Raw genomic sequence first — 14887 nt, forward strand, 5'->3', positions numbered from 1 at the left:
GGCATGCTCCGCTGGTTGACCGCAGGTGAGTCCCACGGCCCAGCCCTCCTCGCGACGATCGAGGGCCTGCCCGCCGGGGTCGAGGTGACGACCAAGGATGTCGCCGCGGCCCTGGCGCGGCGCCGACTCGGCTTCGGCCGCGGCGCCCGGATGGCCTTCGAGCAGGACGAGGTCGAGTTCCTCGGGGGCGTGCGCCACGGCGTGACGATGGGCTCGCCGGTGGCGATCCGGATCGGCAACACCGAGTGGCCGAAGTGGCAGACCGTCATGGCGGCCGACCCGGTCGCGCCCGAGGACCTGGCCGCGTCCGATGACGTCAACGCCGAGCGCGAGGTCGCGCGCAACCGCCCGCTCACCCGCCCGCGCCCCGGCCACGCCGACCTCGTCGGCATGCAGAAGTACGGCTTCGACGACGCCCGTCCGGTGCTGGAGCGTGCCTCCGCTCGCGAGACCGCCGCCCGGGTCGCGCTCGGCGAGGTGGCGGCCCGGTTCCTCGAGCAGGCCTATGGCATCCGGCTGGTGTCGCACACCGTGGCCATCGGCACCGCCGGGGTCGGCGACGACGCCGTGCTGCCGACGCCCGACCAGGTCGAGCAGATCGACTCCGACCCCGTGCGCACCCTCGACGCCACCGGCTCGGCGGCCATGGTCGGCGAGGTCGAGGCCGCCAAGAAGGACGGCGACACTCTCGGCGGCGTGGTCGAGGTCGTCGCCTACGGCCTGCCGCCCGGTCTGGGCTCCCACGTGCACTGGGACCGTCGTCTCGATGCCCAGCTCGCCGCCGCGCTCATGGGCATCCAGGCCATCAAGGGGGTCGAGATCGGTGACGGGTTCCGCACCGCGGCCCGCCGGGGTTCGGCCGCCCACGACGAGATGGAGCGGGACGCGTCCGGGGCGATCCAGCGGCGCACCGGTCGCGCCGGTGGCACCGAGGGCGGCATGTCCACCGGTGACGTGCTGCGGGTGCGTGCCGCGATGAAGCCCATCTCGACGGTCCCGCGCGCCCTCGACACCGTCGACACCACCGGTGCCGAGGCCGCCAAGGCGATCCACCAGCGATCGGACGTGTGCGCCGTCCCGGCAGCCGGCGTGGTGGCCGAGGCGATGGTCGCGCTGGTCCTCGCGCAGGCCTGCCTCGAGAAGTTCGGTGGCGACTCCGTGGCCGAGACGTCCCGCAACCACGCGGCATACCTCGCGTCCATCCCGGCCACCATGCGCACGTGGTGAGCGGCGGGTCCGGGCCCCTCGTCGTCGTCATCGGGCCGCCGGGGTCCGGCAAGAGCACCATCGGTCGCCGGCTCGCCGTGGCCCTTGGCGTCGAGTGGCACGACACCGACGCCGCGATCGAGTCGCGCGAGGCACGGTCGATCTCCGACATCTTCGTCGACCACGGTGAGCCGTACTTCCGTGACCTCGAGCGCGCCGAGGTGGCGCGGGCACTGGCCGAGCGGCGCGGGGTCGTCTCGGTGGGTGGGGGCGCCCCGATGGACCCCCAGACCCAGGCGGCGCTCGCAGGCCAGACGGTCGTCTTCCTCGACGTGGGCATCGCCGACGCCGCGCGACGCATCGGCTTCGACGCCAGTCGGCCGCTGCTCATGATCAACCCCCGCGCCTCCTGGACCAAGATGATGAACGAGCGACGCCCCACCTACGAACGGCTCGCCACCCTGCGGGTCGACACCGGCGGGCGCAAGCCGGCGGCCGTGGTCGAGGAGATCGTCGCGTTCCTGGAAGGCAGAGCATGACCACCACCCGGATCAGCGTGGGCGGCGACTACGACGTCGTCATCGGCACCGGGCTGCTCGACGAGCTGCCCCAGCTGCTCGGCGAGGGGGTCCAGCGCGTGCTGGTCGTGCACCCCCGGGCCCTCGCCGCGACCGGTGAGGGCGTGCGAGAGGCGTTGGCGGCCAGCGGTTTCGAGGCGTATGCCGCAGAGGTCCCCGATGCCGAGGAGGCCAAGACCGCGCAGGTCGCCGCGTTCGTCTGGGGCGTCCTGGGGCAGGCCGGTTTCACTCGGTCTGACGCGGTCGTCAGCGTCGGGGGAGGGGCGACCACCGACCTCGCCGGGTTCGTCGCCGCCACCTGGCTGCGCGGCATCCGGGTCGTCCACGTGCCCACCACCCTCCTCGGCATGGTCGACGCCGCGGTGGGCGGCAAGACGGGCATCAACACGCCTGAGGGCAAGAACCTCGTCGGGTCGTTCCACCCTCCTGCCGGGGTGCTCTGCGACCTGGCCACCTTGGAGACGCTGCCCACCCACGACTTCGTGGCCGGTCTGGCCGAGGTCGTCAAGTGCGGGTTCATCGCCGACCCGGTGATCCTCGACCTCGTCGAGGCCGACCCGCAGGGGGTGCGCAGCCCCTCGGGTGCGCACGTGCGCGAGCTCGTCGAGCGGGCGGTCCGGGTCAAGGCCGACGTCGTCGCCCAGGACCTCAAGGAGTCGGACCTGCGCGAGATCCTCAACTACGGCCACACCTTCGGCCATGCCGTCGAGCAGGTGGAGCGCTACGCGTTCCGGCACGGTGCCGCCGTGTCGATCGGCATGGTCTACGTCGCCGAGCTGGCGCGCCTGGTCGGACGCATCGACGACGACCTGGTCGACCGGCACCGCGCCGTCCTCACCTCGCTGGGGCTGCCCGTCACGTACCGTGGCGACCGGTGGCCCCAGCTGCTCGACGCGATGAAGCGCGACAAGAAGTCGCGGGGCTCGCTGCTGCGGTTCGTGGTGCTCGCCGGGCTGGCCAAGCCGGTGCGGCTCGAGGGCCCCGACCCCGCGCTGCTCCAGGCGGCATACGCCGAGATCAGCCGCGACTGAGGGCGCACGCGATTCGGGGGAGGGGCTGGGGCGGCGGCTAGACTGCTCGGCGACTTCCAGCCCAACCGAAAGCGACTCTTCCTGTGGCATCGACCAACGACCTGAAAAACGGCCTCGTCCTCAACCTCGAGGGCCAGCTCTGGGCCGTGGTGGAGTTCCAGCACGTCAAGCCCGGCAAGGGTCCGGCCTTCGTCCGCACCAAGCTCAAGAACGTCATGTCGGGCAAGGTCGTCGACAAGACCTTCAACGCCGGCGTCAAGGTCGAGACCGCGAACGTCGACCGTCGTGACATGCAGTACCTCTACAAGGACGGGTCGGACTACGTCTTCATGGACGGCGACACGTACGACCAGATCCACATCCCCGAGGCGACCGTCGGCGAGGTCGCGAACTACCTCCTCGAGAACCAGACCGCCCAGGTCGCGACCCACGACGGCACCGTGCTCTACGTCGAGCTGCCGACCTCGGTCGTGCTCGAGATCACCTACACCGAGCCGGGCCTGCAGGGCGACCGCTCCACCGGTGGCACCAAGCCGGCGACGCTCGAGACCGGTGCGCAGATCAACGTCCCGCTGTTCCTCGAGCAGGGCACCAAGGTCAAGGTCGACACCCGCGACGGCTCCTACCTCGGTCGCGTGAACTGACCCTTGGCTGCCAGGACCAAGGCCCGCAAACGGGCTGTCGACCTCCTCTTCGAGGCCGAGCAGCGCGGCATGAACGCGCGCGACCTGCTCGTGGAGCGGCTGGCCAAGCCGGTCACCGAGGCGCCGCTCAACCAGTACACCGCCGACCTCGTCGAGGGGGTCGTCGAGCACTGGACCGACATCAACGAGCTGCTCTCGACCTACTCCCAGGGGTGGTCCCTCGAGCGGATGCCCAGCGTCGACCGCGCCATCCTGCGCCTCGGCGCGTTCGAGGTGCTGTATGCCGCGGAGGTGCCCGAGAGCGTCGCCATCGCCGAGGCGGTGGAGCTGGCCAAGAGCCTGTCCACCGACGACTCGCCGAAGTTCGTCAACGGTCTCCTCGGGCGCCTCGCCGAGGTCAAGCCGACCCTGGCCTGACCCACGCCGCCGGAAGACCACGCCATCCGCTAGGGTGACCCGCGAACGACATCCTTTAACGACCTGTCCTGTGAGGCAGGGAAGGAGGTCCTGACGCCGCCATGCGTCCTGACTCTGCAGCACCCGAGGGCGACTCGACCGTCCCCACCGCCACCACCACCACCGCCGAGGACCCGTCGGTCCGCACCGTCATGAGCGCGGCCGACGTGTCCCGAGCCCTGCGTCGCATCGCCCACGAGATCCTCGAGCGCAACAAGGGCGCCGACGACCTGGTGATCCTGGGCATCCCACGCCGCGGGGTGGCCCTCGCGCACCGGCTCGCCGGCGTCATGGAGTCCGTCGAGGGTCGTCCCGTGCCCGTCGGCGCGCTCGACGTGACGATGCACCGCGACGACCTGCGCCGCCAGCCGACCCGCAGCCCGATGCACACCGACATCCCGGGCTCCGGGATCGACGACAAGGTCGTGGTCCTGGTCGACGACGTCCTGTACTCCGGCCGCACGGTCCGGGCTGCTCTCGACGCGCTCTCCGACCTCGGCCGGCCGCGCGCGGTGCGCTTGGCCGTCCTGGTCGACCGTGGGCACCGGGACCTGCCCATCCGGGCCGACCACGTCGGCAAGAACCTCCCGACGGCCAGCACCGAGCGGGTCAGCGTCCGGCTCACCGAGCACGACGGCGAGCAGGACGAGGTCACCATCAGCGCAGGTGAGCCCCGATGACGTCCAGCCCGGTTTCGACGGTCGCCGGGACCGTCGCCGCCACGGGCGCCGACACGGTCGCCGGCATGCGGCATACCCGCCGCCACCTGCTCAGCTCCGCCGACCTCGACCGCGCGCAGGTGCGGGCCATCCTCGACACTGCCGCCGAGATGCACGCGGTCCAGCGGCGCGAGGTGAAGAAGCTGCCGACCCTGCGTGGTCGCACGGTCGTGAACCTCTTCTTCGAGGACTCGACGCGCACCCGCAGCAGCTTCGAGATCGCCGGCAAGTGGCTCTCGGCCGACGTCATCAACATCAGTGGCAAGGGGTCCTCGACCTCCAAGGGCGAGTCGCTGCGGGACACCGTCCTGACCGTGGCCGCCATGGGGGTCGATGCCCTCGTGATCCGCCACGGTGCCAGCGGTGCGGCCCACCAGGTCAGCCAGTGGGTCGACGCCCACGTCATCAACGCGGGCGACGGCATGCACGAGCACCCGACCCAGGCGCTGCTCGACGCCTACACGATGGAGCGGCGGCTCGGCGACCTCGAGGACCGCCACGTGGTCATCGTCGGCGACCTGACCCACTCCCGGGTGGTCCGCTCCAACCTCATCACGCTGCGCACGCTCGGCGCCCGGGTCACCCTCGTCGCGCCGCCGACCCTGATGCCCAGCGGCATCGCGTCGTGGGCCCGCACCGAGGGGTTTGCACTCACGCACGACTTCGACGAGGTGCTGCCGACCGCGGACGCGGTGATGATGCTGCGGGTGCAGCGCGAACGGATGAGCGGCGGCTACTTCCCCACCGCGCGCGAGTACACCGTCGGCTACGGCCTGACGCGCGGTCGCCTCGACCTCCTCACCGCCGCCAACCCAGAGGCCGTCATCTGCCACCCCGGCCCGATGAACCGGGGCCTCGAGATCGCCGCCGACGCCGCGGATGCCGCCCAGTCGCTGATCCTCGACCAGGTGAGCGCCGGGGTCGCTATGCGGATGTCGGTGCTGTACCACCTGCTCGCCGGAGAGGAAGGCACCGCATGAGCGCCTTGTTGGTCACCGGAGCCGACCTGTGCGGCGGTGGCGCGAGCGACCTGCTCATCGAGGACGGCGTCATCACGCAGATCGGAACGATCGGCGCCAAGGGCTCGCGGGGCTGGGACGTCCTCGATGCCGACGGCCTGGTCGCCCTGCCCGGGCTGGTCGACCTGCACACCCACCTGCGTGAGCCGGGGCGCGAGGATGCCGAGACGATCGCCTCCGGGTCGGCCGCAGCTGCCGTCGGCGGCTACACCGCGATCCTGGCCATGGCCAACACCTCGCCGGTCACGGACACTGCCGAGGCTGCTGAGCGCATCCTCGACCTCGGACGCGCCGCCGGGCTGGTCGACGTCGTGCCGGTGGGCGCGGTGACCAAGGGGCTGCTGGGCGACGAGCTCGCCGAGCTGGGCCTGATGCACCGCTCGCGGGCCGCCGTGACCGTGTTCTCCGACGACGGCCACTGCGTCCACGACGCCCGGGTCATGCGACGTGCCCTCGAGTACGTCCGCGCCTTCGGTGGGGTCGTGTCCCAGCACGCCCAGGACCCGCAGCTCGCGGGGCCGCAGGCGTGCGCCCACGAGGGCGAGCTGTCCGGTCGGCTGGGCCTGCCGGGCTGGCCCGGCATCGCCGAGGAGTCGATCGTCGCGCGCGACGTCATGCTGGCGCGGCATACCGGCTCGCGCGTCCACGTCGCCCACGTCTCGACCGCGGGCACCGTGGAGGTGCTGCGCTGGGCCAAGGCCCAGGGCATCGCCGTCACGGCCGAGGTGACGCCCCACCACCTCGTCCTCACGACCGACCTGCTCACCGGCTACGACCCGACGTTCAAGGTCAACCCGCCGCTGCGGCCCCAGGAGGACGTCGAGGCGCTGCGCCAAGCGCTCGCCGACGGCACCATCGACGCCGTCGCCACCGACCACGCGCCCCACGCCCGGCACGACAAGGAGCACGCGTTCGTCGACGCTGCCTTCGGGATGCTCGGGCTCGAGACGGCGCTGTCCGTCGTCAGCGACGTCATGGTGACGACCGGGCTGCTCGACTGGGCCGGGGTCGCCCGCGTGATGGCCCAGAACCCCGCGCGCATCGCCGGCCTCGCCGACCACGGCCGCCCGATCGAGGTCGGTGCGCCCGCCAACCTGACCCTGGTCGACCCGTCGGCCCAGGTCACCATCGACCGCGGCGCCTCGCTGTCCTTGTCCCGCAACAACCCGTGGCACGGCCGCACCCTGCGTGGTGCGGTGCACGCCACGGTGCTGCGCGGACGCGTCACCGCCCAGAAGGGGGCCCTCGCGTGACCCGACTCCAAGCCGTGGGCGTCATGCTCGTCGCCCTGGGCCTGATCTACGCCCTGCTGTATGCCGCGTGGCTGCGCAAACGGCGCAGCCACGCCTCCGCCGCCATCGCCGCCGAGCGGCGCCGCACCAGCGAGCCCGCGGCGAAGAGCGCTCCGGTCCTCGACGACGCCCGTTCGACGCAGGTCCTGGCCGAGGGCACCTACGTCAGCACCACCACGGCAGCCAGCCGCCTGGAGCGGGTGACGGTCGAAGGACTGGGCAACCGTGCCAAGGCGACCCTCACCGTCAACCGGGGCACACCGACCCAGCTCGTCCGGATCGAGCGCCAGGGCGAGTCGACGGTGATCATCCCGGCCGGCCGGCTGGTCTCGGTCCGCCGCGACCGCGGCATGGCCGGCAAGTTCGTCGGCGCCAACCGCATGCTCGTCCTGCAGTGGCGCACGCCCGAGGGCGACGTCTACGAGACCGGCTTCCTGCCGCGGTACCGCGCCGACGTCGACAAGGTCGAGTCCGCGCTCTGGTGGCACACCGGCACGGCCGAGACCCCCGCCTCAGAAGGAGACCCGACGTCATGACCGCGTCCGCTGCCCCGCTCGACCTCGACCTCGACCGTGAGTCGGCCGTGCTCGTCCTCGAGGACGGACGGACCTTCCGCGGTGACGCCTACGGCGCGATCGGCCAGACCGTGGGTGAGGCGGTGTTCTCCACCGGCATGACCGGCTACCAGGAGACGCTCACCGACCCGAGCTACCACCGCCAGGTCGTCGTCATGACCGCGCCCCACGTCGGCAACACCGGCGTCAACGACGAGGACGCCGAGTCGGACCGGATCTGGGTCGCGGGCTACGTCGTGCGCGACCCCGCGCTGCGGCCGTCGAACTGGCGCTCCCAGCGCTCGCTGGAGGACGACCTGCGTCAGCAGGGCGTCGTGGGCATCAGCGGCATCGACACCCGAGCGCTCACCCGCCACCTGCGCGAGCGCGGCGCGATGCGCGTCGGCATCTTCTCCGGAGAGCGGTCCGAGCTGCCGCTCGCCGAGCTGACCGGGGCCGTCCGGAACGCACCGTCGATGACGGGGGCTGCGCTGGCGGCGGAGGTGAGCACGACCGAGCCGTACGTCGTGCCTGCGGTGGGGGAGAAGCGGTTCACCGTCGCGGCGGTCGACCTTGGCATCAAGGCGATGACCCCGACCCTGATGGCCCAGCAGGGCATCGAGGTGCACGTCCTGCCGGCGACGGCGACGTTCGACGACCTCCAGGCCGTCGGCGACGCCGGCCCCGACGGCGTGTTCTTCTCCAACGGGCCGGGCGATCCCGCGGCGGCCGACGCCGAGGTCGCCGTCCTCCGCGAGGTCCTCGACGCGCGCATCCCGTTCTTCGGCATCTGCTTCGGCAACCAGCTGCTCGGCCGGGCGCTCGGCTTCGGCACCTACAAGCTCAAGTACGGCCACCGCGGCATCAACCAGCCCGTCATCGACCGCAGCACGGGCAAGGTCGAGATCACCGCCCACAACCACGGCTTCGCGGTCGACGCGCCGGTCGACGCGGACGTGACCGCGCCCAGCGACCGTGACGGCACGGCATACGGGCGGGTGCGCGTCTCGCACGTCTGCCTCAACGACGACGTGGTCGAGGGCCTCGACTGCCTCGACCTGCCCGCCTACTCGGTCCAGTACCACCCCGAGGCGGCGGCCGGGCCGCACGACGCCGGCTACCTGTTCGACCGGTTCGTGGAGCTGATGAGCAACAACGAGAAGGGAAACCGCGGCTGATGCCCAAGCGTGACGACATCAAGAGCGTTCTCGTCATCGGCTCCGGGCCGATCGTCATCGGCCAGGCCTGCGAGTTCGACTACTCCGGCACGCAGGCCTGCCGGGTGCTGCGCGAGGAGGGCCTGCGGGTCATCCTCGTCAACTCCAACCCGGCGACGATCATGACCGACCCCGAGTTCGCCGACGCCACGTACATCGAGCCGATCACGCCCGAGGTGGTTGAGGCGATCATCGCCCGCGAGCGCCCCGACGCGGTGCTCGCCACCCTGGGCGGCCAGACCGCGCTCAACTGCGCGATCGCCCTGCACGAGGCGGGAGTCCTCGAGAAGTACGGCTGCCCCCTCATCGGTGCGAACGTCGAGGCCATCCAGCTCGGCGAGGACCGCGAGAAGTTCAAGGGCGTGGTCGAGCGTTGCGGCGCAGAGTCCGCACGATCCTTCATCTGCCACTCCATGGACGAATGCCTCACTGCCGCAGGCGATCTGGGCTACCCGGTCGTGGTGCGGCCGTCCTTCACCATGGGGGGCCTCGGGTCCGGGTTCGCCTACGACGAGGTCGACCTGCGGCGCATCGCCGGCCAGGGCCTGCAGTACAGCCCCACGACCGAGGTGCTCCTCGAGGAGTCGATCCTCGGCTGGAAGGAGTACGAGCTCGAGGTGATGCGTGACCACGCTGACAACGTCGTGGTCGTCTGCTCCATCGAGAACCTCGACCCCATGGGCGTCCACACCGGCGACTCCATCACCGTGGCGCCCGCACTCACGCTGACCGACCGCGAGTACCAGCGGCTGCGCGACATCGGCATCGCGGTGATCCGCGAGGTCGGCGTCGACACCGGCGGCTGCAACATCCAGTTCGCGGTCAACCCCGTGGACGGCCGGATCATCGTCATCGAGATGAACCCGCGCGTCTCGCGCTCGTCGGCGCTGGCGTCGAAGGCGACCGGGTTCCCGATCGCCAAGATCGCCGCGAAGATGGCCATCGGCTACACCCTCGACGAGGTCCCCAACGACATCACCCGGGAGACCCCGGCGAGCTTCGAGCCGAGCCTGGACTACATCGTCGTCAAGGTGCCGCGCTTCGCCTTCGAGAAGTTCCCGGCGGCCGACCCGACCCTGACGACCACGATGAAGTCCGTGGGCGAGGCGATGGCGATCGGCCGGAACTTCACCGAGGCACTGCAGAAGGCCCTGCGCTCGATGGAGCGCGCCGACAACAGCTTCCACTGGTCCGGGCCGCGGCCCACGGACGCCGAGGCGCGCGCCCTGCTCGAGACCGCGAGGACACCGACCGACGGGCGCATCGTCACCGTGCAGCAAGCGCTGCGCGGCGGGCTCAGCGTCGAGGAGGTGCACGAGGCCACCGGCATCGACCCGTGGTTCCTCGACCAGATGGCCCTGGTCAACCACGTCGCCGACCGGGTCGCGGCGGCTCCCGAGCTGACCCCGCGGCTGCTGCGGACGGCCAAGCGCCACGGGTTCTCCGACGTCCAGCTCGCCTCGCTGCGGGGTATGCCGGAGGCGGTCGTCCGTGGCGTACGGCACGCCCTCGGCGTGCGTCCGGTCTACAAGACCGTCGACACCTGTGCCGCGGAGTTCGCGGCCGAGACCCCGTACTACTACAGCGCGTACGACGAGGAGACCGAGGTGCAGCCGCGCGAGCGCGAGGCCGTGATCATCCTCGGCAGTGGGCCCAACCGGATCGGCCAGGGCGTCGAGTTCGACTACTCCTGCGTCCACGCCAGCTTCGCCCTGCGGGAGGCCGGCTACGACACCGTGATGGTCAACTGCAACCCCGAGACGGTCTCCACCGACTACGACACCAGCAGCCGGCTCTACTTCGAGCCGCTGACCCTCGAGGACGTCCTCGAGGTGGTCCACGCCGAGCAGCAGGCCGGACCGGTCGCCGGGGTCATCGTCCAGCTCGGTGGCCAGACGCCGCTCGGCCTGGCCAAGGCCCTCAAGGATGCGGGGGTGCCCATCGTCGGCACGAGCCCGGAGGCCATCGACCTGGCCGAGGACCGCGGCGCGTTCGGTCGCGTCCTCGCCGAGGCGAAGCTGCCCGCGCCCAAGCACGGCACGGCATACAGCGCCCCCGAGGCCGTCGCGGTGGCCCGCGAGATCGGCTACCCCGTCCTCGTGCGCCCCTCCTACGTCCTCGGTGGGCGGGGCATGGAGATCGTCTACGACGACGAGACCCTGGCCGGGTACGTGACCCGCGCGACGGTGGCCAGCCCCGAGCACCCCGTGCTCGTCGACCGGTTCCTCGACGACGCGATCGAGATCGACGTCGACGCGATCTACGACGGCACAGACCTGTACCTCGGCGGCATCATGGAGCACATCGAGGAGGCCGGCATCCACTCCGGCGACTCCGCGTGCACCCTGCCGCCGGTCACGCTCGGCGTCGCCGAGCTCGAGCGGGTCCGCGAGGCCACCCTGCAGCTGGCCGAGGGGATCGGCGTGCGGGGGTTGATGAACGTCCAGTTCGCCCTCGCCCAGGACATCCTCTACGTCCTCGAGGCCAACCCTCGCGCCTCGCGCACGGTGCCGTTCGTCGCGAAGGCCACCGGCGTGCCGGTGGCCAAGGCCGCTGCGCGCGTCATGCTCGGGGCCACGATCAAGGACCTCCGCGCCGAAGGACTGCTGCCGCCCGAGGGCGACGGTGGCGCGATGCCCAGCCATGCGCCGGTCGCCGTGAAGGAGGCCGTCCTGCCGTTCAAGCGCTTCCGGACCCGGGACGGCCAGGTCGTCGACAGCCTGCTCGGGCCCGAGATGCGCTCGACCGGCGAGGTCATGGGCATCGACCAGGACTTCGGGACGGCGTTCGCCAAGGGCATGCTCGGTGCCGGGTCCGGGCTACCGCGCGAAGGCCGGATCTTCGTCTCCGTCGCCAACCGCGACAAGCGCGCGATGATCTTCCCTGTCAAGCGGCTCGCCGACCTCGGGTTCACCATCGTCGCCACCTCCGGCACGGCAGATGTGTTGCGCCGCAACGGCATTCCGTCCGAGGTCGTCCACAAGCACAGCGAGCGGGAAGTCGGCGAGCAGAGCATCGTCGACCTCATCCTCGCCGGCGACGTGGCCATGGTGGTCAACACGCCATCGGGCTCGAACGCGCGGGCCGACGGGTACGCCATCCGCGCCGCGACCACCTCGATGGACCGCCCGATCATCACCACGGTGCAGGAGCTGGCGGCCGCGGTGCAGGGGATCGAGGCGCAGCTGCGGGGCGAGTTCACCGTGAAGTCCCTGCAGGAGCACTCCCGCGATCTCGACCTCTACGGCGTGGGTGGGCGCGCATGATCCCCGCACCGAGCAGCGCCGCACCCACCACGGCCCCCGCGCCCGGCTCGTCGGGTGTCCTCCAGGTGACGGGCGAGCTCATCGCCTCGCGCCGGGCCGGCGCCTACCACCACCTCACCTTCGTGGCACCGGGCTTGGCCGAGCTCGCTCGCCCGGGCCAGTTCGTCGCGCTGGCGGTCGGTGGGGAGGCCGGCGGCACGCTCCTGCGCCGGTGCTTCTCCATCCACAAGGTCAGCCCGTCAGGGACCTATGGCGGCACCGTCGACGTCGTCATCTCGCCGGTCGGGCCGGGCACCCGGTGGCTGAGTGACCTGCGCGCGCACGACGAGGTCGACATCGTGGGTCCCCTCGGTCGCCCCTTCCCGCTGCCGACCGAACCCGTTCCCTGCGTGCTCGTCGGTGGTGGCTACGGCAGTGCCCCGCTCTTCTGGCTCGCCGAGACGCTGCGCGAGCGCGGCTGCCACGTCGAGCTTCTGCTCGGGGCCGCGACCGAGCAGAAGCTCTTCGGCGTGGTGGAGGCCCGCCGCAGCGCCGACGGCGTCACCGTCACCACCGACGACGGTTCGATGGGCACCAAGGGCTGGGTGTCCGATGTCCTCCCCGCGGTCATCCGCCGCACCGGGGCCGCGGTCGTCTACGGCTGTGGCCCGATGGGCATGCTCCAGTCGGTGAGCCAGGTGGCCACGGACGAAGGCGCTGTCGCCCAGGTGGCGGTCGAGGAGTCGATGGCCTGCGGGGTCGGCGTGTGCATGACGTGCGTGCTGCCCGTGAAGGGCAACGACGGCCTCACGCGCATGGTGCGGTCCTGCGTCGAGGGCCCGGTGTTCCGTGGCGACCGGGTGCGCTGGGAGGCCTTCGCCGACGGGGTATGCCGCGTGCCCGCGGACGCGGTCGGGGCGCCCCGGGGCGGAGGTCACTGATGGGCCTGTTCACGAGCACCCGGCATACCGATCCGCCGCCGGACGCGCCCACCGAGGGCGGCACGGCTTCAGCGGCGAGCGCGCCGGTGGACATGTCGGTCACCCTGGCCGGGGTCACCCTGCCCAGCCCGATGATGACCGCCAGCGGGTGCGCCGCGAACGGCCAGGAGCTGGCGCGGTTCTTCGACCTGCGCGAGCTCGGTGCCTTCGTCACCAAGTCGGTCATGGCCGAGCCGCGCTCTGGCCGGGGGACGCCGCGCATGGCTGAGACGCCGTCCGGCATGCTCAACTCGATCGGTCTCCAGGGACCCGGCATCCACGCCTTCGTGGACAAGGACCTCGCCTGGCTCAAGGCCCAAGGGGCCCGCGCACTCGTCTCCATCGCCGGGAACACGAGCGGGGAGTTCGCCGACGTGGCGGGCATACTGCGCGCCAGCCCGGCGTTCGACGCGGTCGTCGGGGTCGAGGTCAACATCTCCTGCCCCAACGTCGCCAACCGCGGGCTGGTCTTCGCCTGCGACCCCATGGCCAGCGCGAAGGTCATCGCCCTGGTCCGTGAGCAGCTGCCTCGGGACGTGCCGATCTTTGCCAAGCTGACGCCCGACGTGACCGACATCGTCAGCGTCGCGCAGGCGTCGGTGAAGGCCGGGGCCGACGGGCTCACCATGATCAACACGTTGCTGGGCATGGTGATCGACACGGACCGGCTGCGGCCGCAGGTTGCCGGGGTGACCGGTGGGCTGTCCGGACCCGCGGTGCGCCCGGTGGCCGTCCGGGCCATCTGGCAGACCCGCGCCGCGATGCGCGAGGGTCGGCTCCCGACGGTGCCGATCATCGGCGTCGGGGGAGTGCGCACCGGGCGCGACGCACTCGAGCTCGTGGCGGCTGGCGCGAGTGCGGTGCAGGTTGGCACGGCGACCTTCAACGATCCCGGCGCACCCGTCCGAGTCGGGCGCGAGCTGCGTGACCTGTTGCGGGACAAGGGTTTCGAGCGGTTCACCGACGCGGTGGGCGTGGCACACGAGAGGATGGCATGACGGTGGGCGAGGCGATGGGTGCGACGTTCGGTCAGCGGTTGAGGACTGCCGTCGACACCTATGGGCCGCTGTGCGCCGGCATCGACCCGCACCGGGCCCTGGTCGAGTCGTGGGGTCTGGGCTACGACCTCGACGGGCTCGCCGCGTTCACGGACGCCTGTGTCGAGGCGTTCGCCGGCCACGTCGCCCTGGTCAAGCCGCAGTCGGCCTTCTTCGAGGTGTTCGGGTCGCGGGGGCTGGCCGTCCTCGAGGGCGCCATCCGGGCGCTCCGCGAGGCGGGCACCCTCGTGCTGCTCGATGGCAAGCGCGGTGACATCGGCTCGACGATGGCGGCGTATGCCGAGGCCTACCTCGGTACCGAGGCGGTGGCGCCGGTGGATGCCATCACGGCCAGCCCCTACCTCGGCTTCGAGGCGCTGCGCCCCGCCCTCGACCTGGCGGCCCGGACCGGTCGGGGCGTCTTCGTCCTCGGCCTCACCTCCAACCCGGAGGGCCGGTCGGTCCAGCACGCCCGGCTGCGCGAGGTGAGCGTGGCGGAGACCATGGTCGTCGGGGCTGCCCGCGAGAACGCGGAAGCCCGCGGGCTCGGGGTGCTCGGCAGCATCGGGCTCGTCGTGGGTGCCACCGTGGGGTCGGCCGTGCAGGAGCTCGAGCTCGACCTGGCGGGTGCGAACGCCCCGTTGCTCGCCCCGGGGGTCGGTGCGCAGGGCGGGACGAGCGACGACCTGCGCCAGGTGTTCGGTGACGCGTTGCCCAACGTCCTCCCGGCGAGCAGCCGCGAGGTGCTCAGCGCGGGGCCGGACGTCGGCGGCCTGCGGGACCGCGCCATGCGCACCAGCGAGGCCATGGCTGCGATCATGCGCTGACCGACAAATCGGTCATTTCGGACTCGCCGGGGCAGGACGGCAACCTCGGAGAGAATCACCTCGGTTCGGTTGCTACAGTCCA

14 protein-coding genes are annotated in these 14887 nt (G+C 71.7%); all 14 read left to right on the top strand.

From position 1 onward, the window contains the following. Nucleotides 1-3: 3 nt before the first annotated feature. The 14 genes from aroC to pyrF all read left to right on the top strand — a co-directional run bounded on the left by aroC (nucleotide 4) and on the right by pyrF (nucleotide 14805). On the top strand, nucleotides 4-1227 hold the full coding sequence (gene aroC, locus GKE56_RS03415) for a chorismate synthase (protein ID WP_154683358.1): 1224 nt from the start codon (nucleotides 4-6) through the stop codon (nucleotides 1225-1227). Next, nucleotides 1221-1745 carry a shikimate kinase gene (locus GKE56_RS03420; protein ID WP_370518445.1) on the top strand — a complete coding sequence of 175 codons (525 nt, stop codon included), beginning with the start codon at nucleotides 1221-1223 and terminating at the stop codon, nucleotides 1743-1745. The genes aroC and GKE56_RS03420 overlap by 7 nt, the downstream gene beginning before the upstream one ends. Further along, nucleotides 1742-2815 carry a 3-dehydroquinate synthase gene (aroB, locus tag GKE56_RS03425; RefSeq protein ID WP_154683360.1) on the top strand — a complete coding sequence of 358 codons (1074 nt, stop codon included), beginning with the start codon at nucleotides 1742-1744 and terminating at the stop codon, nucleotides 2813-2815. Before GKE56_RS03420 ends, aroB begins: the two co-directional genes overlap by 4 nt. Before the next feature lie 83 nt (nucleotides 2816-2898). Further along, entirely contained in the window at nucleotides 2899-3459 is a 561-nt protein-coding gene (gene efp, locus GKE56_RS03430; protein WP_154683361.1) for an elongation factor P, read from the top strand. A gap of 3 nt (nucleotides 3460-3462) precedes the next feature. Further along, entirely contained in the window at nucleotides 3463-3876 is a 414-nt protein-coding gene (gene nusB, locus GKE56_RS03435) for a transcription antitermination factor NusB (protein ID WP_154683362.1), read from the top strand. A gap of 191 nt (nucleotides 3877-4067) precedes the next feature. Continuing rightward, nucleotides 4068-4595, top strand: coding sequence for a bifunctional pyr operon transcriptional regulator/uracil phosphoribosyltransferase PyrR (pyrR, locus tag GKE56_RS03440; RefSeq protein ID WP_230209280.1), 528 nt, complete (start codon nucleotides 4068-4070; stop codon nucleotides 4593-4595). Nucleotides 4596-4660: 65 nt separating this feature from the next. Next, nucleotides 4661-5614 (top strand): aspartate carbamoyltransferase catalytic subunit, encoded by a 954-nt coding sequence (locus tag GKE56_RS03445; protein WP_154685591.1) that lies wholly within the window; start codon nucleotides 4661-4663, stop codon nucleotides 5612-5614. Further along, nucleotides 5611-6906, top strand: coding sequence for a dihydroorotase (locus GKE56_RS03450; protein WP_154683364.1), 1296 nt, complete (start codon nucleotides 5611-5613; stop codon nucleotides 6904-6906). The genes GKE56_RS03445 and GKE56_RS03450 overlap by 4 nt, the downstream gene beginning before the upstream one ends. Next, nucleotides 6903-7481, top strand: coding sequence for a hypothetical protein (locus GKE56_RS03455; protein WP_154683365.1), 579 nt, complete (start codon nucleotides 6903-6905; stop codon nucleotides 7479-7481). The genes GKE56_RS03450 and GKE56_RS03455 overlap by 4 nt, the downstream gene beginning before the upstream one ends. Beyond that, a complete protein-coding gene (gene carA / locus GKE56_RS03460) occupies nucleotides 7478-8677 on the top strand; it encodes a glutamine-hydrolyzing carbamoyl-phosphate synthase small subunit (RefSeq protein WP_154683366.1) in 1200 nt (399 codons plus the stop codon). The genes GKE56_RS03455 and carA overlap by 4 nt, the downstream gene beginning before the upstream one ends. Beyond that, nucleotides 8677-11982, top strand: a complete 3306-nt coding sequence (carB, locus tag GKE56_RS03465) for a carbamoyl-phosphate synthase large subunit (protein WP_154683367.1) — start codon at nucleotides 8677-8679, stop codon at nucleotides 11980-11982. Before carA ends, carB begins: the two co-directional genes overlap by 1 nt. Further along, complete coding sequence (locus tag GKE56_RS03470; RefSeq protein WP_154683368.1) at nucleotides 11979-12902, top strand: dihydroorotate dehydrogenase electron transfer subunit; 924 nt, start codon at nucleotides 11979-11981, stop codon at nucleotides 12900-12902. Before carB ends, GKE56_RS03470 begins: the two co-directional genes overlap by 4 nt. Then, nucleotides 12902-13939 carry a dihydroorotate dehydrogenase gene (locus GKE56_RS03475; protein WP_154683369.1) on the top strand — a complete coding sequence of 346 codons (1038 nt, stop codon included), beginning with the start codon at nucleotides 12902-12904 and terminating at the stop codon, nucleotides 13937-13939. The genes GKE56_RS03470 and GKE56_RS03475 overlap by 1 nt, the downstream gene beginning before the upstream one ends. Then, nucleotides 13936-14805: an orotidine-5'-phosphate decarboxylase gene (gene pyrF / locus GKE56_RS03480; RefSeq protein ID WP_230209159.1), complete on the top strand. Its 870-nt coding sequence runs from the start codon at nucleotides 13936-13938 to the stop codon at nucleotides 14803-14805. Before GKE56_RS03475 ends, pyrF begins: the two co-directional genes overlap by 4 nt. Nucleotides 14806-14887: the final 82 nt, after the last annotated feature.

The organism is Nostocoides sp. HKS02 (assembly GCF_009707485.1).
Taxonomy (GTDB): domain Bacteria; phylum Actinomycetota; class Actinomycetes; order Actinomycetales; family Dermatophilaceae; genus Pedococcus.